Raw genomic sequence first — 20830 nt, 5'->3', positions numbered from 1 at the left:
GCTTGTCTCCCGCCTTTTTCTTGAAGGAACTGACTCGCCACCCGGAGACGCATCCGGGTTTGATCTCGCTTTCCGGAACCGGATCCTGAGTTGTGAAGACGGCAATCATCTTCGACTGCGAATTTCTCTGCCTTGAGGGATCACAACGCCGATTCTGGTGCGCGGCCCATGATCTCGATCCGATCATCGCGCAGATCGGCGCGGCAGGCTCGGCCTCGAAGGTGATTCCCCGTGCTGGGCACGCACAAGGCCTATATCAGACCGGTCGACCGGTTTGGCGAGCGGTACACGCTCGATCCGTTCTTCACTGGACTGACCGGCATCACCGAAGAAATCATCGAGGCCGAGGGCGTCGTGCTGGAAGATGCTCTTGCGGGCGTCGATCGTTTCTCCGATGGGGCTCGGTTCTGGTCCTGGGGCAAGGACAAACTGAACATGATCGCCATCAGTTGCTATGTCGCGGGCATCAGGCCGCCTATCCCGGCCACCCGGTTCGACAATGCGGTCAAGCTGCTGGTCGCGGCCGGCATGCCGATCGAGGACCTGGCAAGGACGCCGAGCAACAAGCTTGCGGATTATTACGGCGTCGAACATCCGCCACTGCAGGGGCATGACGCGCTCGACGATGCGCTGTCCGTAACCTACACCCTGCAGCACCTGATGAAGACTGGAAAGCTGCGGCCGGACACCTTCGACCGTCCGTAACCCGGAAGCGTTGGTGGAATCCCGGCGCGCCTGGCGCTCAGATTACCGAATCGGTCCAGCGAACGACCTGCTTGGCCGCATCACCGAAGGCGGCGTCGAGCGCGCCGACATAGGCCGGGTTGCCGCTGCCTGAAACGGGTGCCGATGCGGTGAAGCTCTTGGAAGCCTTCACTTCCCCGTTGCGGTCGTTGAGCAAGCGCACGAACAGGTTGACCTCGGCATGTTCGCCGCCATTGACGCGCACTTCGAAGGAGCGAACCTCGACGATCACCTGATAGTCGATCGCCAGCCCCTCGCCCGGCTTGCCGACGCCGGCAAAGCTGCCCGAGCGCTGGAACGTCTCGGCCAGCCGCGCCTGCACGATCAGCGGCAGGCGGTCGGCCCATTGCGCGCCCTTCAGATACTGGATCGAGCCGTCGGAGGGTTTGATGACGATGTTCTGGCTGTCCAGTGCCTTCAGCGCCGAAGGCTGGGCGATCAGGATTTGCTTGCGGCTGTGGCCATGCGCGTCGACCGAGGGCGCCGACAATTCGAACGTGTCGAGCGGTGCCGGCTTGCCGCCGAGCGCCGCGCAGCCGGCAACCGCCAGGACAAGCAGCGCCGCAGCCGATTTCAACCCGCCCGTTCCAAGCCTACTCAATCTCACGCGTGATCCCCGTTATCCCCTGATCGCAAGATCAACCCGCATTTCACGAGCACTGTTCTTGCGGCGGGCCGATGCCGAAGTCAACGCCGCGCCCTGCCGTCGAACTGCCGAACCTCGCCGTCGCCGCCCGAAAGGATGCGCTGCGGATTGCGGCTGAGATCGGTCACCGCCTCCTCGATGCGGTTGATCGAGCGGCGGCTATCCTGCACCAGCGCCTCGACATTCTGCAGTCCCTGGCCCGAGAAGCGCGCCAGATTGTCGGTGATGACCCCAAGCCGGGCATTCAGCGTATCGGCGACCTGCTTGAACGATTTCAGCGTATCCCTGGCGTCGGCCATCACGCCGTCGGCCTGGCCCGAGCCGAGCAGCTTGTCGACCTTGGCGAGAATGCCGTCGACCCGCACCGAGGCGTCGTTGAGCCGTTGCGCCAGCTGCCTGGCGTCCTTGATCGTCTGGTCGATGTCGTCAGCCCGATTGGCGATCTTGCCGGTCACCTCCGCGATATCGGCAGCCGCCTTGTTGGCGCTGTCGCTGGCCTTCTGGATGTTGGCGAGCGCTTGGCGCACCTGCGCCGGATCGATGCCGTCGAGCACGCCGTCGACCTTGGCCAGCGTGCCTTGCGTCTGCTTGGCGAAATCGTTGACCGATCCCACCGCCGTATCGACGTTCCTGATCACACCGTCCAGCTGCTGCGAGGTTTCCTTGAGGTTCCCCGTTACCGCATCGACATTGGCAACGATGCTCTTGATCTTGTCCTTGTCGACGGCATTGAGCAGGCCTTCCGCTGCCTTCAACGTGCCGTCGAGCTTGCCTGAAACGCCTTTCAGCTCATCGGACAGCGCGCTGACGGCGGATAGGAATTTGTCGATGCCGTCGGAATTCCTGGCCAATGCATCGGAAAACGTCTGCACGTTCTGCACGGTCTGCGTCAGCGGCCCGCGGACGTCCTTGGTAAAGCCTTCCAGCTCCGACAGCACCTTGTCGGCGCGGGTGAAGATGTTTTGCGCCGTCTGCAGCAGATTGGTCACGGCGGAAGGATTGGCGACGATCTCGGCGACCTTGCCTTCCTTCTCGGCCTGGTCGAGCAGCTTGACTTCCTTGGGGTCGGCGCCCTTGAGTTCGATATTGGCCTGCCCGGTGAGGCCGGCGAGGCCGATATCGGCCTGCGTCGACTTGGTGATCGGCGTCATCCGGTCGATCTCGGTGTCGGCGATGGCGACAGTCGGATTGTCGACGTCGATATAGACGCGCTTGACGTCCCCGACCTTGACGCCGTTGAACAGCACGAAGCTGCCGCGGCCGAGACCTGAGGCCGAGCCCGGAATGCGCACCCGCAGCAGCGTCGTCTCGCCCCTGTCGCCGATCGCCGCCGTCCAATAGACGAAGCCGAACGCCGCCAGGATCGCAACCAGCGTGAAAATGCCGACAATGACGTAGTTGGCTCTGGTTTCCATTGCTTCACTTATGGCTATGCACGTGCGGCAAGATCAAGTTGCCGTGCGCGTTTTCCGCGGAAATAGGATTTTACCCACGGCTCCTCGCTCTTCAGCATGTCGTCGATCGTGCCTTCGACCAGCACCTTTTTCTTGCCGAGCACCGCCACGTGGTCGCAGGCGGTAAACAGCGTGTCGAGATCGTGGGTCACCATGTAGACGGTCAGGTCCATGGTGTCGCGCAGCTTGACGACCAGTTCGTCGAACTCCGCCGCGCTGATCGGATCGAGACCTGACGTCGGCTCGTCGAGAAAAACGATGTCGGGGTCGAGCGCCAGGGCGCGGGCAAGTGCCGCACGCTTGATCATGCCCCCGGAGAGTTCGGAGGGAAACTTCTGCGCCGCATCCGGCGGCAGTCCGACCAGCTCGATTTTCAGCAGTGCCAGTTCGTCCATCAGCTTTCTTGGCAGATCGAGATATTCGCGCATCGGCACCTGCACGTTCTCCATCACGGTCAGCGCCGAAAACAGCGCCCCATGCTGGAACAGAACGCCAAGACGCATGTCGATGCGCAGCCGCTCGAGGTCGCTTGCCCTGTCGACGTCGACGCCAAACAGTTTGATTGTTCCCGACTGCTTAGGCATCAGTCCGAGAATGGTTCGCAACAGCACGGACTTGCCGGCGCCCGAGGCACCGACGAACCCCAGTATCTCGCCGCGCTTGATGTCGAGCGACAGTTTGTCGAGGATCAGCTTGTCGTCGATGGCAACGGTCACGTCGTGCACCGAAAGCACGATTTCGCTCTCGTCCGGCGCCTCAGTCGTGATTCCGTTTCCCTTTGCCATGTTACTAGAACTGGATCGCTGCGTAGAACATAGCGAAAAGTCCGTCGAGAATGATGACGACGAAGATCGACTTCACCACCGAAGCGGTCACGTGCTGCCCGAGCGATTCGGCACTGCCGCCGACCTTCATGCCCTCGACTGAAGCGATCGTGCCGATAATCATGGCCATGAACGGCGCCTTGATCAGCCCGGCGAAAATCGTGCTGAGATCGATTGCGACACGCAACCGGTCGATGAAGGCAGCGGGGGGGATATCGGAGTAGAGCCAGGCCGCGACAATGCCGCCGCCGAGCGCGGCGAAATTGGCAATGATCGTCAGGCAGGGCAAGGCGATCACCAGGGCAACCAGACGTGGAAAAACCAGGACGCCGATCGGATTGAGGCCGATGACCTTCAGCGCGTCGACCTCCTCGCGCATCTTCATCGAGCCGATTTCGGCGGTGATCGCGCTGCCGGAGCGGCCGGCGATCATGATTGCCGTCATCAGCACGCCGAGTTCGCGCAGGATCAGCACGCCGACTAGGTCGACGACGAAGATGTCGGCGCCGAAATAGCTCAGCTGATAGGCACCCTGCTGGGCGACGATGGCGCCGACGATCGCCGACATCAGCACCACCACGGGGATAGCGCCGACGCCCATGCGATCGATCTGGTTGAAGATCGCCGCCGGATTCACGGCATGGCCACGGCCGAGCTTCATCTGCGCGCCGCGGATGGTGGCGCCCAATATGTTCATCGAGGCGAGGAAATCGTCGCGCATCTCGTAGACGCGCCGGCCCACCGCCTCCAATGCCCGAATGACAATGTTGGGCGGTCCCGCCGGTCCGGCTTCGGGTTCGCGCCGGACGGCCTCGCTCACCGCTTCGAGCAGGATGGAAGCGACGTCACTTTGGCCTTGCAGCCTTACCTCGACGTTCTTCTTCTCGAAAACGCTCACCAGCCGGTCGATCAGCCAAGCGCCGGCGGTGTCGATCTTCTCGATTTTCGAAAGATCGAGCGCCAACATCTTGAAACCGCTTCGTTTCTCGATCTTGCGCATCTCGGCGTCAATCAGCGCCACCGTCCGCGTCGTCCAGATCCCGGAGAACGCACAGCCGAGGACCCCATCCTCCTCGCCGACCGCGACGCGCGGGTCGTGGTCGGCCCCCGAGGCGGTCGTGCCGCTTGCGTCGCGTTTGCCGATGGTCAACATGGCGTCCTGTTTAGCCTGATGGGTCCGACCTTGTCGATTTGCCGACAACCCTTCTCGCATAGCCGGAGCAGAAAAATATGGCGCGTGTCATTTCGGTCGAGGCCGAACGTTTTCCCATCGCCGGGACCTTCACCATTTCGCGCGGCTCCAAGACAGAGGCCGAGGTCATCACCTGCACGATCAGCGACAACGGCCATGTCGGTCGCGGCGAATGCGTTCCCTACAAGCGCTATGGCGAGACCATGGACGGTGTGAGCGGCGCGATCGCGGCGATGCGCGACCGGATCGCCGGCGGGATGGACCGTGCCGCCCTGCTCGACGCAATGCCTGCCGGAGCGGCGCGTAACGCTGTAGACTGTGCCCTGTGGGACCTTGAAGCCAAGATCAGCGGCAATCCGGTGGCGAACGCAATCTGGTCGGCCCCTTTGCATCAGCTCGAAACCGCCTACACGCTGTCGCTCGGCGAACCAGAGGTGATGGCTGCGCAGGCTCGCGCCAATGCCGGCAGGCCGCTGCTGAAGGTCAAGGTCGGCGGCGACAACGACGCCGCCCGCATCCAGGCGGTGAGGCAGGCGGCGCCCGGGAGCCGATTGATCCTCGATGCGAATGAAGGCTGGACCGACGACAACATCGTCGCGAATCTCGCTTTTGCCGCGAAGCAAGACATCGCGCTGATCGAACAGCCGCTGCCGGCGGGCCATGACGGCATCCTGCGCCACATAGCCCATCCGGTGCCGATCTGCGCTGACGAGAGCGTCCATGAAGCAGGGAACCTCGAGGCGCTTGTCGGCCTCTACGACGCCGTCAACATCAAGCTCGACAAGTCCGGCGGACTGACGGCGGCGCTCACCTTGCGCGACCGCGCCCGTGAGCTGGGTTTTGGCATCATGGTCGGCTGCATGGTCGGCACGTCGCTGGCAATGGCGCCGGCGGTGCTGCTAGCGCAAGGAGCGGATTTCGTCGACCTCGACGGCCCGCTGCTGCTTGCCCGGGATCGTGTGCCGGGTCTCGTTTACCAGGGATCGTTCGTCTCACCCCCGGACCGGGCTCTGTGGGGCTGAGCGCGCGGCAAACCCGATCAGCATAAGGCCGACGATCGCGATCGGGATCATCGCCAGGAATCCATCGACACCGAGACGGTCATAGAGCGGGCCGGAAACAAGCGTAACAGCGGCCATGAAGAAGCCGTTGAAGAAATAGGCGATGCCTTGCGCGGCACCCGTGCGCTCTTCGGAGACGGTCTCGCCGATCATTTTCTGCAGGCCGATCAGCACCATTGCGACAGACACCGAATGCAGCGACTGCACGGCAAAGAAGCCGGCGATGCCGAGGCCGAGCGGCCATATCAGTGGAAAGATGATCCAGCGCACAACGGAGCCGACGCCGGCAATCACCATCACCTTGACGACAGACACGGAGGCGAAAATGCGATTGAAAAACAAAAACATGCAGACTTCCGACACCACGCCCCACGCCCACAGCAGGCCGACAACGGAATCGCTGATGCCGATCGATTTCCAATAGATGGAAACGAAACCGTAGAGGAAGGCGTGGCTGGCTGTAATGATGCCGACGCCAAGGGTGAAGGAGAGGAAATAAGCGTTGAACAGGCTTGGCGCCGCATGCTGGATTTCCACTGCCGACAGCGGCGAGGCCTTTCGCGGCCGTCCCATGCGCGGTGCCAGCAGGCCTGCGATGAGTGCCGCGCCAAGGGCAAGGAATATGATCACCGGGACGGCTCCAGGGCCGCTGGCCGCCAGGATGAAACCGCCCGCGACATTGGCCAGGAGATAACAGATCGACCCCCATTTGCGCATGCTCGCATAATTGGCCCCGAAGCGGCGCACGCCCGAGAGCGCCAGCGAATCGGCGATCGGCGAATGTGGCGTCCAGACGATGGTCAGCACCAGCGACACCGCCAGCACCGTCGCGTATGTCGGGTTCAGGAAGTATCCCGCGGACAGCAGCAGCGATGCGGCGACGAGCACGACATAGACATCGGCGCGGTCCCTGGCTCGATCCGCAAGTGTGGTCAGCAGCGGCGTCGTTACGACGCGCAGGAACATCGGCGCCGCCAGGATGACGGCGATCTGCTCGGCACGAAACCCCTTGGCCTGCAACCAAAGCGGGAAATAGGGCAAATGGGTGCCAAGCGATATGAACAACGTGCCGAAGATCAGGCTCATGCGCAGTTCAAAACGGCTCGGCTTCACGAGTTGTTCGGGCAAAAGCGGTGGCAGCGGCATGAATCGATCCAATGACGCTGCGCTCAACGACCGGCGAGCAGCGCAAGCCGATCCTTAACATGAGCAAAAACCGGACGAAACCGGCTGGACCAGTCGATTAACACCAGAAATTGCAGGGCCGGCTTCGCCTCAGGCCGCCTGCACCACCCTGTCCTCGATCAGCAGCGGGATGAAGGGCTCGTCAAACGCTTCAGGCAATACATGCGCCCAGGTCAGGATTTCCATGCGGCCGTCGAAATGCTCGACCACGGCGGTGCAGCTCTCCACCCAGTCGCCGGTGTTGATATATTGTACGTCCCCATAGCTTTCGATGGCGGCATGGTGGATATGCCCGCAGATGACGCCGTCGACATGCGAGCGTCGCGCTTCCTCGCTGAGCACTGTCTGGAACGAGCCGATGAAGTTCACCGCCTTCTTGACCTTGACCTTGGCCCAGGACGAAAACGACCAGTAAGGCAGGCCGAGCAGCTGGCGCAACCGCGTGATCACCCGGTTGACTTGCATGGCGGCGTCATAGGCATGGTCGCCGAGATAAGCGAGCCAACGCTGGTTGTGGACTACAGTGTCGAACTGGTCGCCATGGATGACCAGCAGCCGCCGGCCATCGGCGGTTTCATGGATGGCGCGGTCGGCAACGACGATGCCGCCGAAATGCACGCCCTGGAACTGGCGGGCGAATTCGTCGTGATTGCCGGCGATATAGGTGATCGAGGCGCCCTTGCGCGCCTTGCGCAGCAGTTTCTGCACGACGTCATTGTGGCTTTGCGGCCAATGCCAGCTGCGCCTCAGGCGCCAGCCGTCGACGATATCGCCGACCAGATAGATGATGTCGGCATCGTGGTGGCGCAGGAAGTCGATCAGGAAATCGGCCTTCGCCGCCTTCGAGCCCAGATGGACATCGGAAATGAACATGCTGCGGAAAGTGCGGGGCTCTTGGCCTGACATCGCGGATTCACCCTTGCTTTCGAGCAGCCTATGCCCCGATTCATGCAACAACCGTATGACGGTTGCGATTGGTCCAGCGCTGGCGCTAGCCTGCCGGGCAAATCAAAGGAGAAAATCGTCATGGATCTCGGTATCCGCGGAAAGAAGGCCATCGTCTGCGCTTCGAGCAAGGGGCTTGGCCGTGGCTGCGCCATGGCGCTGGCCGAGGCGGGCTGCGACATCGTCGTCAATGGGCGCAATGCGGAGCTGGTCGCGAAAACCGCCGCGGAACTGCGCCAGCGCCATGGCGTGACGGTGACGGAAGTGGTCGGCGACGTTTCTAAGCCGGAGATACAGAAAGCGCTGCTCGCCGCCTGTCCGGAACCCGACATCCTCGTCAACAACAATGGCGGACCGCCATTGCGCGATTTCCGCGAACTCGATCGCGGAAAAATCCTCGAAGGCGTGACCCAGAACATGGTGACGCCGATCGAACTGGTGCAGGCGGTCATTGACGGCATGGCTGCGCGCGGCTTCGGGCGCATCGTCAACATCACCTCGCTATCGGTCTACGTCCCCATACCCGGCCTCGACCTGTCATCGGGCGCGCGCGCCGGCCTGACCTCGTTTCTCGCCGGCGTGGCGCGCACGGTGATCGAGCGCAACGTGACCATCAACAGTCTCTTGCCCGGCAAGCTCGACACTGACCGACTGCGCGGCCCGCATGAGGCTGGCACGCCAGAGGATCCCAAGGCGGCCGCGGCGCGCAAGACCCGCATCAGTGCCGACGTGCCGGCCAAACGGCTCGGCACGCCGGAGGAATTCGGCCAGATCTGCGCCTTCCTCTGCTCGGTCCATGCCGGCTATCTGACCGGGCAGAATATACCCGTCGATGGCGGTCTCTACGTCAGCGCTTTCTGACCGAAATGTCGGCAAAGCGGCGCGAAACATCCGGCATGTAACAGCCGTAAGTGTCTGACATCTAGAGATTTTCGATGCGCTGGCGTTTAAAGATGCCGGCGCGTCAATTAGCGTCGCGAAAAACCTTGGCCTCATGCTAAAAGGACTCCCGAAGCAGGTTTCGAGGAGCGGCCGCATGGAAGGCGAGAACAAGAAAACGGCACGTTCGGACCTCGACGAAGCCGCGCTCTATTTCCACAAGCACCCGACGCCGGGAAAGCTCGAGATCCAGGCGACCAAGCCGCTCGGCAACCAGCGCGACCTGGCGCTCGCTTATTCGCCCGGCGTGGCGGCGCCTTGTCTTGAGATCCGCGACAATCCGGCAACCGCCGCCGACTACACGGCGCGCGCCAACCTCGTCGGTGTCGTATCGAACGGCTCGGCCGTGCTCGGCCTCGGCAATATCGGCCCGCTCGCCTCCAAGCCGGTGATGGAGGGCAAGGCGGTCCTGTTCAAGAAGTTCGCCGGCATCGACGTCTTCGACATCGAGATCGACGCGCCGGAAATCGAGCGCATGGTCGAAACCGTCGCCGCTCTGGAGCCGACCTTCGGCGGCATCAACCTCGAGGACATCAAGGCGCCGGAGTGTTTCGAGGTCGAGGAACGCCTGAAGGCTCGCATGAGCATACCGGTGTTCCATGACGATCAGCACGGGACCGCCATCATCGTTGCCGCTGCCGTGCTCAACGGGCTGGAATTCGCCGGCAAGACCATTTCGGACATCAAGGTCGTCACCTCCGGCGCGGGTGCTGCCGCACTAGCCTGTCTCAATCTTCTCGTTTCCCTCGGCGTGCGCGTCGAAAACATCTGGGTCACCGACCGGTTCGGCGTCGCTTACAAGGGCCGTGTCGACGAGATGGACCGTTGGAAAGACCCTTATGTGAAGGACACCGACGCGCGCACCCTGGCCGACGTCATAACGGGCGCCGATGTTTTCCTCGGTCTCTCCGCCGCCGGCGTGCTGAAGCCGGAACTGCTGCAACACATGGCACCGAAGCCGCTGATCCTGGCGCTGGCCAATCCCAATCCGGAGATCATGCCGGAAGTGGCGCGCGCGGCCCGTCCAGACGCCATGATCTGCACCGGACGGTCCGATTTTCCCAATCAGGTCAACAACGTGCTTTGCTTCCCCTACATCTTCAGGGGTGCGCTCGACTGCGGCGCCAGCGCCATCAACGAGGAGATGAAGATGGCGGCGGTGCGGGCCATCGCCGCCCTTGCCCGCGAAGAGCCTTCCGATGTCGCCGCACGTGCCTATTCCAGCGAGACGCCGGTCTTTGGCCCCGAATTCCTGATCCCCTCGCCCTTCGATCCGCGCCTCATCCTGCGTATTGCGCCGGCGGTGGCCAAGGCAGCCTGCGACACCGGTGTGGCGACACGGCCGATCACTGACTTCGCCGCCTATATCGACAAGCTTAACCGCTTCGTCTTCCGCTCCGGCCTGGTGATGAAGCCGGTATTCTCCTCCGCCAAGGCCTCCAGCGCCAAGCGCGTCATCTACGCCGACGGCGAGGACGAGCGCGTACTACGTGCCGCCCAGGTTGTGCTTGAGGAAGGCATCGCCGAGCCGATCCTGATCGGCCGGCCGCACGTCATCGAGGTCAGGCTGAAGCGCTATGGCCTGCGTATCAAGCCCGGGGTCGATTTCGGCCTGATCAACCCGGAGGACGATCCGCGCTACCGCCACTATGTCGACCTCCTGATCGAACTCGCCGGCCGCCGCGGCGTGACGACGGAGGCCGCACGCACCATGGTGCGCACCGACAACACGGTGATCGCCGCACTTGCGCTGAAGCGCGGCGATGCCGACGCCATGGTCTGCGGCCTCGAAGGCCGTTTCGAGCGGCATCTGCGCAATGTGACGCTGATCATTGGGCCGCGCACCGGCATCAAGGACCGAGACCTGTCGACGCTATCCATGCTGATCTCGCAACGCGGCATCATCTTCCTCACCGACACCCACGTCTCCGTCGACCCGACGGCCGACGAGATCGCCGAGATGACCGTGCTGGCGGCGGAAGAAATCCAGCGTTTCGGCATCGAGCCGAAGGCGGCGCTCTTGTCGCATTCGGATTTCGGCTCGCGCGATTCGCCGAGCGCCCTGAAGATGCGTCAGGCCGCGGCGATCCTGGCGCGCATCGCGCCGGAGCTGCAATGCGACGGCGAAATGCACGCCGATTCCGCTTTGTCGGAGCATCTGCGCCAGCGCGTCTATCCGCATTCGCGCCTGAAGGGCGAAGCCAATCTCCTGGTGTTCCCGAACCTCGATTCGGCCAACATCACGCTGACGGCGCTGCGGGCCATGATGGATGCCTTGCATGTCGGCCCCATCCTGCTCGGCACCGACAAGCCGGCGCACATATTGACTCCCTCGGTGACCTCGCGCGGTGTGGTCAACATGACGGCGCTGGCGGTGGTCGAAGCCGCGCATAAGGCCCAGGCGATCGCCAATCTGGACTGAACCGGCGTCGCGATCGGATTGATCCGGCCCCGATTGAGGTGTGGTGGCGACGCGCCACGGACCGCATTGGCGGGATCGAGTGTTGCGAACCGACAACTCTTAACCGAGTAATCCGGCATCGGACGAATGCGGATTTCTCGGACCGGGTCAATTTGATATGGTCACACCGTCTGATCGGGCGGTGAAAATGTCATGAGAGCCCTGTTGCTCGCTTCGGCAATGCTGACTGTGATTGGCGGACAGGCGTTCGCCGCCGACGCCGTCGGGCTGGAGTCGGCCGCGCATGACTGGTCCGGCGTGTATGTCGGCGGGCATCTTGGCTATGGTTTTGGCAGCACCGACGCGACTTACAACGTGCCAAACACGCCAGCGATCCGGGGCACGCAGGACTACGACATCGACGGCTTTCTGGGCGGTGTCCAGATCGGCTACGATTACCAGGTCAATTCCGCGGTTCTGGGGATCGAGGCCGATATTTCGGGCGCAGACATCAAGGGGCATTCCGACGAGGTCAATGTCGGCGGAGGCGATGTCTACGACACCAAGGTGGATTGGTTCGGATCGATCAGCGCCAGGGCAGGCTATGCGTTCGGCAGCACCCTTGTCTACGGGACCGGCGGCCTCGCTATCGGAGGTGTCGAGAACCGGTATCTCGATGGCCCCGCCGACAGCTATTCCGAAAAGAACACCAAAATTGGCTGGACGATTGGCGCAGGGCTGGAGCAGGCAATCACCGATCATTGGTCGGCAAATGCCGAATACCGATATGTCGACCTGCGGGATCAGACGATCAATTACGCGCCCAACTCCAATACGACTTTCGACAACACGTTCAGTACGGTCAGGATCGGGATGAACTACAAGTTCTGACGGCCCACCCTGCCATTGCCGGACTGATTGGCACATAGAATGCGCGCGGCTTTTCAGCCGGCAAATAAGCAACTTCCGAAATGGACGATTAACCGCGAACGGGGTAGCCTTGGCGACCACAGGCAAGCGGGATCGAGGCGGATGGCGAGCGGAGGTTTGAAGCAGGCGCATGCTGCCGTGCTGCTTGGCCTTCTGCTGTCCGGCACGGTGGTCAGCGAGCCGCAGGCCGCTTCGCGGGTCTGCCGTCAACTGGAGGCCGAGCTCGCCGCGGCTTCGCGTGGCGGCGGCGGTCCGGCAATGATCCGCAAATACGATGCGGCCATCGACCGGCAGCGCGAACAGATCTCCAAGGCCCGCAGCCAGGCGGACAATGCCGGTTGCGGGTTTTCACTGTTTTCCCGCAACATCAATCGATGCGCTGGGCTCAACGCCACCATCGAGCGCATGAGCGCCAATCTCGACAGTCTGCAGGCCAAGCGCGCCCAACTCGCCGGCGGCCGTTCACGCCGCGACCGGGGCCATATCCTGGCGGCGCTCGATGCCAATGACTGTCGTGACGATGCGGTGTCCCCCCGCCGCGCGCCTCCGCAGGAAGCGAATCGTGAAGATGGAGGCAATGCCAATCTCTTCGACCAGCTTTTCGGCGGCGACGACCGCCAGATCGATACATTGGACCAGCCTGACAATTCCGGCGAGGAACGCGATGTCGGCCGCGTTCTGAACCAGCCCGGCAGTCCGGACGTTACGAGCAGCGGCGGCGAATTCCACACCAGTTGCGTGCGCACTTGCGACGGCTATTTCTTCCCCATGTCGAATGCCGCCTCGGCCGGCGATTTCGAGCGCGACCAGAAGAATTGCGAATCAGCCTGCCCCGGCACCGAGATGCAGGTCTTCTATTCGCGCGGCATGGACGATGATTCGGCATCGATGATGTCATCGGTCACCGGCAGGCCCTACGGCGAATTGCCGACCGCCTATCTCTACAAGCAGCCCGACATGTCGCGGCCGCCCGCGTGCGGCTGCAACGCCGCGCAGAATTTCCAGATCATTGGCGGCAACTCGCCAAGCCCCCAACAGTCACAGCCCGAACCGGAAGCGGCACCGCTCGTTCCGGTGCCGGCCTTAAAGCCCGATCCGGGTGCCGACCCGGAGACCCTGGCCAACAGGGACGGCGGGCTCGACCGTGAGGCCATCAAGCGCCTCTCGGCCAAGCCTGTGACATCGCCGGTTTCTGCCGTGCCTCCGGACCAGCGCAAGGTCAGGGTCGTCGGGCCAACGTTCCTTCCCGACCCATCAGGGGCAATAGATCTGCAAGCTCCGGCCCCGAAGGCAGTCCAGTAAGGGCAAGCCTGAGCGGCATGAACAGCGCCTTGCCCTTGCGGCCGGTCGCTTCCCTGATCTTGCCGGTCCAATCCTTCCAGACCGTCCCGTTCCACGGCTCCTCAGGCAGGAGATCGAGCGCCTGGTGCAGAAAATCGCGGTCGTCGTCGGAAAAGTCGGGCTTCTCCCGCGGCCCTTCGCGCAGGACGCGCCACCAGGCAACCGCATCGGCTAGTCGGTCGAGATTGCCGCGCACCGCCAGCCAGAATGGTTCGGCGTGTTCGCCGGAAATACCCAGCACCATCAGCCGGTCCCGCGCCTCGTCGAACGGCATGTGATGCAGCAGCACCCGGTTGAGCACGAACAGTTCGGCCGGATCGAACTTGGACGACGATTTCGAGGTCGCGGCCGGGTCGAAATGGCCGGCGAGTTCGGTCAGGTCATGCGCGGCCGCGACATTTTCCGACGTGCCGACCAGTACGGCCAGCGAAGCGACGGCCATCGGCTCGATGCCGTCTTCGCGCAGGCTCTCGATGGAAAGTGCGCCGGTGCGCTTCGACAGCCCCTCGCCCGAGACGGTGGTCAGGAGATTGTGGTGGCCGAAGACGGGCGGCTCGGCACCCAGCGCCTTGAACAGGGCGATTTGCACGCCGGTGTTCGTGACATGATCGTCGCCGCGGATGACATGGCTGACACCCATCTCCATGTCGTCGACGACGGAGGGCAGCGTGTAGAGATAGGTGCCGTCCTCACGCACCAGCACCGGATCGGACAGCGAGGCCAGATCCACCATCTCCTCGCCACGCACCAAATCGTCCCAGCGGATCTCGGTGCGCTCCGGCTGCAGCGGATCGCCGGAGAAATTGGGCAGCAGGAAACGCCAGTGGGGCCGGCGTCCATCGGCCTGATATTCGGCCACCTGCTCTGTCGTCAGCGCCAATGCCTCGCGGCCATAGACCGGCGGCAGGCCCCGCGTGCGGCGCACCTTGCGCCTGAGATCGAGTTCTTCCGGCGTTTCGTAGCAGGCGTAAAGAACGCCCGCCGCCTTCAGCCGCTCCACCGCCGCGTCATAGATTTCGAAGCGCCGCGACTGATACTCGGTGGCATCCGGGAAAATGCCCAGCCAGTGCAGGTCGTAAAGGATGGCGTCGGCGAATTCCTGCTTCGAGCGGGCGATGTCGGTGTCGTCGAAGCGCTGGATGAAGCGGCCCTTGTTGTTGAGGGCAAACAGCCAGTTGAACAGAGCGGTGCGCGCATTGCCGATATGGATGCGGCCGGTCGGTGACGGGGCGAAACGAACGGTAACTGTCATGAGCGGGGCGTACCGGATGCCTTTATGATTGACAAGATGCGCCCCCGCGCCGTGCCGCAGACATAGAACATGGCGGCTGGAATGAAAAGACCGGGCCGGCACGCCTCAGCTGGCGCAAGACCCCGCCGTGAGAGGGCAAGCGGCCAGCGGAGCCGACGAACAGGTGGTTGACGACGATCAGCGGCCGAAGTCGTCTGAACTCAGGCGGGTCCAGCGGTCGCCCATCAAGCCGCCGATAGCGATGTCGCCGGAGCGGACCGCTTGCGTGACCTCGGCGATTCGCGAGCGGACCATCGTTCCGCCGGCATAGCGGAAGAAGACATTCCTGTAGCCGAAGAGGTGAGGCATGAACTTGTCCTGGGTCTGCCCGGTGATGCCTGCGCAGCCCATATCCCGCGCTGCCGCGACGAGGCCGTCCAGCGTCGCGCCCCAGTGGTGTCCGGAAGCCTGGATTTGCAGCAGGACCGCCATGTCTCCGACCCGGCCGTAAAAGGCATAGCAACCGAGCATTTTGCCTGTCTCATCGTAAGTCCCGCCGAAATGAAGTGGTCCGTCGGCCCGCTTCTCGGCCGCCAGCGCGAGCAGCCGCGGCAGTTCGCCGTCCTTCCAACTCGGCCGAAGAGCGTAATCGGAGAGAAGGGTCGGCAACCGCTCGGCAAACTGCGCGGCATTGATCGGCTCGGCATGGACCCGGAGCGACGATGAAGCCTGGAAAGGCGATCCGAACCTTCGCTTCGCGACAGCGTCGAATGCTCTCGCACAGGGATCGAGTGCCAAGCGAGGCAGGCCGGGCCATTTACGGTGCAGCGCGGCGGCGGCCATCGCGGCTGGCCGGAAGATGCAGGTCCATCCCAGGCAATGGACCGGCAGGAGCTGGTATTTCATCGGTCGCGCGAAGGCCAGGGAGACCCGGTTGGCCGAATCCGTCAGTTGCAGATCGAATTCGCCTTGGTGCAAGGCGCGCAGCAATTGCGGTCCTGCCGAGCCATCGTCGGCGCCAGTGTCGGCCATGAACGGACCGATGATCGCCGCATTCAATCCAGCGCCGTTGAACTCGTAACGGGCTTTCAGGACGCCGAGGAACCCGCCCAGATCCCCCTGCCGGTTGATCTGGACAAGAGCGCTCGCACCGGGCTGGCCGGCGGGGTCAAGATAGATCTTTCTCATGTATTCGGCCGTCTCCTCGATAGCGCGATCGAGGAGGTGACGCCGGCGGCGGCGAAACTTCGTCAGGAAGAGTGCCGCGACGCGCTCGAGATCTTCGGCGGCGAGTGGCCGAACCGAGCCGTGCTGGGAGTCCAGCACCGACGGGGCCGTCACCTTTTGCGCGCCGGCATTTGCGGAAACGAGATGCATCGTAAACACCGAGTAGGTTGCTTTTACAGAGTACAGCAACCAAAAGTGGAAACAACGAATCTCGGCCGGTAACGTAAACAGACGTCCCGCACTCGGGACTTTGGCTTCGCGCTGCGATTGCGAGCGCCATATGGCTCGCCGGCTTATGGCAACCGATAGAGGTGGCCCCCGGCAGGAGCCGGAGGCCACCTCGGATCACATCACGAGGCCCTTGGTAAGTTCCAGCGCCTGGCGCTCGAACAGGCGGCGGTAGATGCCGCCCTTCAGCCGGATCAACTCGTCATGCGAGCCTTCCTCGACGATCTTGCCGCGATCGAAGACCAGCAGCCTGTCGAGCGCCCGCACCGTCGAAAGCCGATGCGCGATGACCAGTGTCGTGCGGCCGACCATCAGCCGTTCCATCGCCTGCTGGATGAGCACCTCCGATTCCGAATCGAGGCTCGACGTCGCCTCGTCCAGGATCAGGATCCGCGCGTCGGCCAGGAAAGCGCGGGCGATCGCCACGCGCTGGCGCTCGCCGCCCGACAGTTTCACGCCACGTTCGCCGACCAGCGTGCCATAGCCCTTCGGCAGGCTGGTGATGAAGTCGTGCGCGCTCGCCAGCCTGGCGGCATGCTCGATCTCCCCCTGCGTCGCGCTTGGCCTGGCATAGGCGATGTTTTCGGCCAGCGACCGATGGAACAGGATCGGTTCCTGCTGAACGATGGCGATCTGGCCGCGCAGCGACGCCTGGGCGACCTGCGAGATATCCTGGCCATCGATCACGATCTTTCCCGCATTCACGTCATAGAGCCGCTGGATGAGCTTGACGAATGTGGTCTTGCCCGAACCCGAGTGACCGACGAGCCCGACACGTTCGCCCGGAGCGATATCCACCGAAAAGTCACGGTAGAGCGGCGACCGGTGATTGCCATAGTGAAAGGTGACGTTGTCGAAGGCGATTTGGCCCTGCGTAATGGCAATCGGTTCGGCGCCGGGCCTGTCTTCGATGCCGAGCGGTTCGGATTGGAAATCGACCAGTTCCTCCATGTCGTTGATCGAACGCTGCAAATTGCGGATATGCGTGCCGATATCGCGCAAATAGCCTTGCAGCACGAAGAATGAGGTCAGCACGAAAGCGACATCGCCGGCGCTCGCCTGCCCCCACGACCACAGCATCAGCGCCAGGCCGATCACGGCGGCCCGCATGACCAGCAGCAGCGCCCCTTGCGTGGTGCCGTTGATGGTGCCGCGCACCCAGGTGCGCCGCGTGCGGTCGCGCCATTTGGCGACCACCCTGGCGAGACGGCGCTCTTCGCGCGCCTCGGCGCCAAAGCCCTTGACCACGGCATTGCAGCTGACCGCGTCGGCCAGCGAGCCGCCGAGGCGCGTGTCCCAGGTGTTTGCAAGCCTTGCCGCGGGCGCGACATAGCCAAGCGACAACATGGCCGTCACCGTGATGAACAGCAGGGAGCCGGCCGCGACGACCACGCCCATCAGCGGCCAGAACCAGCCGAGCAGCAGCGTCGAGCCGGCGAGCATGACCACCGACGGCAGCAGCGCGATCAGGATCGTGTCGTTGAGCAGGTCGAGCGCCCACATGCCGCGCGTCACCTTGCGCACCGTCGAGCCGGCAAACGAGTTGGCATGCCAGTCGGTCGAAAAGCGCTGAACGCGATGGAAGGCGTCGGCCGCGATGTCGGCCATCATCTTGAGTGTCAGCTCCACGATGCCCATGAAGGCAAGATTGCGCAACACGACGCCAGTCAGCGCCAGCGCCATCAAGAAGAAAAATGCCGTCATCGCGGCGTTCCAGGCAATGGCATCCGCTCCGGCGCTGCTGGCGACAGCATCGACCAGCCGACCGGAGTAGAGCGGCGTCAGCACGTCGGCCAGCGTCGACAGCAGGAAACCGCCCATGATGAGCGAGAGCCGCCAAGGCTGACGCCGCCAATGGGTAAGTGTGAAGCCAAGAACGCTGCGAAAGGCGCTCGCGCGCAAATCGATCTTGAAACGAGCCATGATGTCATTCGGGCGCAAAACGAGCCCGATCCCAAATAAAGGTCGAAGGTTGAAAAACCGCGCCGGGGCGAATTGCCCATGAATGCGGAGGTTCGGCTATGGTTGGTCGCCTGCCCATGGGCGGCGACCGGCAGCGGCAAATGCCTTTTCTACGCCCGGTATGGTTCCGATACTTCGGAACACCGGCGCAGACCTAGGCCTCGCGGCCTCGCATAACGATGTCAAATCCTGGCATTCGGTCCTCCCTGAAGGGAATCGCGGAAAGGCTCTTATAGGGGTGCTTCGATTGCGCGCCAAGGCAAGCCATGGCCAAAAGCATCTCTGGCCCAGCCGATGAGGCGATTTTGCAACAGTCGCTATCCCCGCCTATCGCCGTCGCACGTCGTTCACCCGGCATGCGGCGCACGATCGAGGCGCATGTATCGCCCATCCATCGATGCCTTGAAACCCAGCTTTTCATAGACCCCATGCGCGTCGCTGGTCGACAGGCTCCAATGCGAGACGGTGCTGAGTTCAGGATGGTCGATGAGTGCCCGCACCAGCCGCAAGCCGACGCCCTGCCCGCGATGCACGGGCCAGACGATGATATCCGCGAGATAGGCGAATACCGTGCGGTCGGTGATCGCCCTGCCGAAACCGACCTGTTTGCCAGCGATGTAGGCGGCGGCGCAGAACGAGTTGGCAAAGGCCCGGCGATGGAACTCGTCGCTGCGTCCAGCTCCCCAGTAGCTTTCCATCAACAGGTCGGAGGTCGCACGAAAGTCGATCCGTGAGAGGTCGAAGCTGATTTCACAGTCAGGCATGCTGGTATCCCTATCCCGCCATGCCGCGTATTTTCGCCCAGCAGACGAACTGCGCTTCAGCCACGATCCCTGAAACGATTGGTGATGGGATAGCGGCGGTCGCGGCCAAAATTCTTCCTGGTGATCTTCACACCCGGTGCCGCCTGCCTGCGCTTGTACTCGGCGATGTAGAGCAGGTGTTCGATGCGCGCCACCGTCGCCCGGTCATGGCCGCGCGAGACGATGTCGTCGACGCCCATCTCGTTCTCGACCAGGCATTCGAGGATGTCGTCCAGCACCGGATAGGGCGGCAGCGAATCCTGGTCGGTCTGGTTCTCGCGCAATTCGGCCGATGGCGCCTTGTCGATGATGTTCTTCGGGATCACCTCGCCCGAAGGCCCGAGCGCACCCGGCGGCACATGGCTGTTGCGCCAGCGCGAGAGCGCGTAGACCTGCATCTTGTAAAGGTCCTTGATCGGATTGAAGCCGCCATTCATGTCGCCGTAGAGGGTGGCGTAACCGACCGACATCTCGCTCTTGTTGCCCGTAGTGACGACCATCGAGCCGAATTTGTTGGAGATTGCCATCAAGATGGTGCCGCGCGCGCGGCTCTGCAAATTCTCCTCGGTGATGCCTTCCTTGGTGCCTTCGAACAATTGCGTCAGCGCATGCAAAAAGCCTTCGACGGGCTCGAAGATCGGGACGATGTCATAGCGGCAGCCGAGGGCGCGGGCGCAGTCCTCGGCGTCCTTGAGGGAATCCTTCGAAGTGTAGCGATAAGGCATCATGACGGCACGCAGCCGTTCCTCGCCCAGCGCATCGACGGCCAATGCGGCACAGATCGCGGAGTCGATGCCGCCGGAAAGGCCAAGCACCACATTCTTGAAGCCGTTCTTGTTGACGTAATCGCGCAGGCCGAGCATGCAGGCGAGGTAGTCGGCCTCCTCCTTGTCCGGGATTTTCGACATCGGTCCTTCCGAACAGACCCAGCCATCATCGGTACGTTTCCAGGTGGTGACGTCCACCGCATCCTCGAACTGACTCATCTGGAAGGCGAGCGTCTTGTCCGCCCCGATAGCGAACGAGGCGCCGTCGAAGATCAGCTCGTCCTGGCCGCCGAGCTGGTTGGCATAGATCATCGGCAGGCCGCATTCGATGACTTGCTTGATCACGACCTGGTGGCGAACGTCGATCTTGGCGCGATAATAGGGCGACCCGTTCGGCACCAGCAGGATTTCCGCGCCGCTTTCGGCCAGCGTCTCGCAGACCGCGACGTCGCCCCAGATGTCCTCGCAGATCGGTATGCCGATGCGCACGCCGCGGAAGTTGACCGGTCCCTGGATCTCGGGCCCGGCCTGGAAGACGCGCTTCTCGTCGAATTCGCCGTAATTGGGCAGGTCGAGCTTGTAGCGTTCGGCGATGATCTTGCCGCCATCGGCGAAGACGATGGAATTATGCGTGCCGCTCTTGCGCTTCAGCGGCGTGCCGATGATGACGCCGGGACCGCCATCGGCGGTGTCCGCGGCAAAATCCTGTGCTGCCCGCTCGCATGCCTTGAGGAAGGCCGGCTTGAGCACCAGATCCTCCGGCGGATAGCCGGCGAGGAAAAGCTCGGTATAGAGCACGAGATCGGCGCCCTGGCGGGCGGCATCCGCCCTCGCCTCGCGCGCCTTGGCGAGGTTGCCGGCGACGTCGCCGACGGTCGGGTTGAGCTGGGCGATGGCGATACGCAGTATGTCGAGCTTCTTGGTCATGCTGCTGACTTAGCGCGGCGGAA

Annotated in this window: 16 protein-coding genes and 1 pseudogene; 6 read left to right on the top strand and 11 right to left on the bottom strand. The window is 63.0% G+C overall.

Annotated features, from left to right (window positions below; genetic code table 11):
- The first annotated feature begins 92 nt into the window (after nucleotides 1–92).
- Nucleotides 93–705: pseudogene (locus LB571_RS25665) on the top strand (exonuclease).
- A 37-nt stretch (nucleotides 706–742) separates the two neighbouring features.
- Here the strand turns inward: LB571_RS25665 and LB571_RS25660 are convergent.
- From LB571_RS25660 to LB571_RS25645, 4 genes are all read right to left on the bottom strand, one after another.
- Nucleotides 743–1351, bottom strand: a complete 609-nt coding sequence (locus LB571_RS25660; RefSeq protein ID WP_140726799.1) for an ABC-type transport auxiliary lipoprotein family protein — start codon at nucleotides 1349–1351, stop codon at nucleotides 743–745.
- 80 nt (nucleotides 1352–1431) lie between these two features.
- Nucleotides 1432–2805, bottom strand: a complete 1374-nt coding sequence (locus tag LB571_RS25655) for an MCE family protein (protein ID WP_224599050.1) — start codon at nucleotides 2803–2805, stop codon at nucleotides 1432–1434.
- Nucleotides 2806–2819: 14 nt separating this feature from the next.
- A complete protein-coding gene (locus LB571_RS25650) occupies nucleotides 2820–3629 on the bottom strand; it encodes an ABC transporter ATP-binding protein (RefSeq protein ID WP_224599048.1) in 810 nt (269 codons plus the stop codon).
- Between the two features lie 4 nt (nucleotides 3630–3633).
- Nucleotides 3634–4821 (bottom strand): ABC transporter permease, encoded by a 1188-nt coding sequence (locus LB571_RS25645; RefSeq protein ID WP_015317665.1) that lies wholly within the window; start codon nucleotides 4819–4821, stop codon nucleotides 3634–3636.
- 77 nt (nucleotides 4822–4898) lie between these two features.
- Between LB571_RS25645 and dgcA the strand changes: the two genes are divergently transcribed.
- Complete coding sequence (dgcA, locus tag LB571_RS25640; RefSeq protein ID WP_224599045.1) at nucleotides 4899–5882, top strand: N-acetyl-D-Glu racemase DgcA; 984 nt, start codon at nucleotides 4899–4901, stop codon at nucleotides 5880–5882.
- On the opposite strand, the gene LB571_RS25635 is transcribed toward dgcA, so the two are convergent.
- On the bottom strand, nucleotides 5853–7067 hold the full coding sequence (locus LB571_RS25635) for an MFS transporter (RefSeq protein WP_224599042.1): 1215 nt from the start codon (nucleotides 7065–7067) through the stop codon (nucleotides 5853–5855). The genes dgcA and LB571_RS25635 overlap by 30 nt on opposite strands.
- Nucleotides 7068–7196: 129 nt before the next feature.
- Nucleotides 7197–7979, bottom strand: a complete 783-nt coding sequence (locus LB571_RS25630; RefSeq protein ID WP_411961389.1) for a UDP-2,3-diacylglucosamine diphosphatase — start codon at nucleotides 7977–7979, stop codon at nucleotides 7197–7199.
- A gap of 153 nt (nucleotides 7980–8132) precedes the next feature.
- On the opposite strand from LB571_RS25630, the gene LB571_RS25625 reads away from it, so the two are divergent.
- From LB571_RS25625 to LB571_RS25610, 4 genes are all read left to right on the top strand, one after another.
- Entirely contained in the window at nucleotides 8133–8912 is a 780-nt protein-coding gene (locus tag LB571_RS25625; RefSeq protein ID WP_140664287.1) for an SDR family oxidoreductase, read from the top strand.
- A 175-nt stretch (nucleotides 8913–9087) separates the two neighbouring features.
- Nucleotides 9088–11412 carry an NADP-dependent malic enzyme gene (locus LB571_RS25620; protein ID WP_015317660.1) on the top strand — a complete coding sequence of 775 codons (2325 nt, stop codon included), beginning with the start codon at nucleotides 9088–9090 and terminating at the stop codon, nucleotides 11410–11412.
- Nucleotides 11413–11604: 192 nt separating this feature from the next.
- A complete protein-coding gene (locus LB571_RS25615) occupies nucleotides 11605–12282 on the top strand; it encodes an outer membrane protein (RefSeq protein ID WP_224599020.1) in 678 nt (225 codons plus the stop codon).
- 141 nt (nucleotides 12283–12423) lie between these two features.
- The gene (locus LB571_RS25610) at nucleotides 12424–13623 is read left to right on the top strand and encodes a DUF2865 domain-containing protein (RefSeq protein ID WP_224599017.1); all 1200 of its coding nucleotides are present in this window, start codon (nucleotides 12424–12426) and stop codon (nucleotides 13621–13623) included.
- Here the strand turns inward: LB571_RS25610 and LB571_RS25605 are convergent.
- The 5 genes from LB571_RS25605 to LB571_RS25585 all read right to left on the bottom strand — a co-directional run bounded on the left by LB571_RS25605 (nucleotide 13541) and on the right by LB571_RS25585 (nucleotide 20807).
- Entirely contained in the window at nucleotides 13541–14914 is a 1374-nt protein-coding gene (locus LB571_RS25605; RefSeq protein ID WP_224599015.1) for a glutamate--tRNA ligase, read from the bottom strand. The genes LB571_RS25610 and LB571_RS25605 overlap by 83 nt on opposite strands.
- Before the next feature lie 177 nt (nucleotides 14915–15091).
- The gene (locus tag LB571_RS25600; protein ID WP_224599013.1) at nucleotides 15092–16459 is read right to left on the bottom strand and encodes a hypothetical protein; all 1368 of its coding nucleotides are present in this window, start codon (nucleotides 16457–16459) and stop codon (nucleotides 15092–15094) included.
- 6 nt (nucleotides 16460–16465) lie between these two features.
- Nucleotides 16466–18271 (bottom strand): ABC transporter ATP-binding protein, encoded by a 1806-nt coding sequence (locus LB571_RS25595; RefSeq protein WP_224599010.1) that lies wholly within the window; start codon nucleotides 18269–18271, stop codon nucleotides 16466–16468.
- A gap of 386 nt (nucleotides 18272–18657) precedes the next feature.
- Entirely contained in the window at nucleotides 18658–19074 is a 417-nt protein-coding gene (locus tag LB571_RS25590) for a GNAT family N-acetyltransferase (protein ID WP_015317654.1), read from the bottom strand.
- Nucleotides 19075–19130: 56 nt separating this feature from the next.
- Nucleotides 19131–20807 (bottom strand): NAD+ synthase, encoded by a 1677-nt coding sequence (locus LB571_RS25585; protein ID WP_224599007.1) that lies wholly within the window; start codon nucleotides 20805–20807, stop codon nucleotides 19131–19133.
- Nucleotides 20808–20830: the final 23 nt, after the last annotated feature.

Source organism: Mesorhizobium sp. BR1-1-4 (assembly GCF_020165375.1).
GTDB classification, from domain to species: Bacteria; Pseudomonadota; Alphaproteobacteria; order Rhizobiales; family Rhizobiaceae; genus Mesorhizobium; species Mesorhizobium australicum.
Note: the sequence above shows the minus strand (reverse complement) of the source record. Positions and strands in the feature narration are given on the sequence as shown.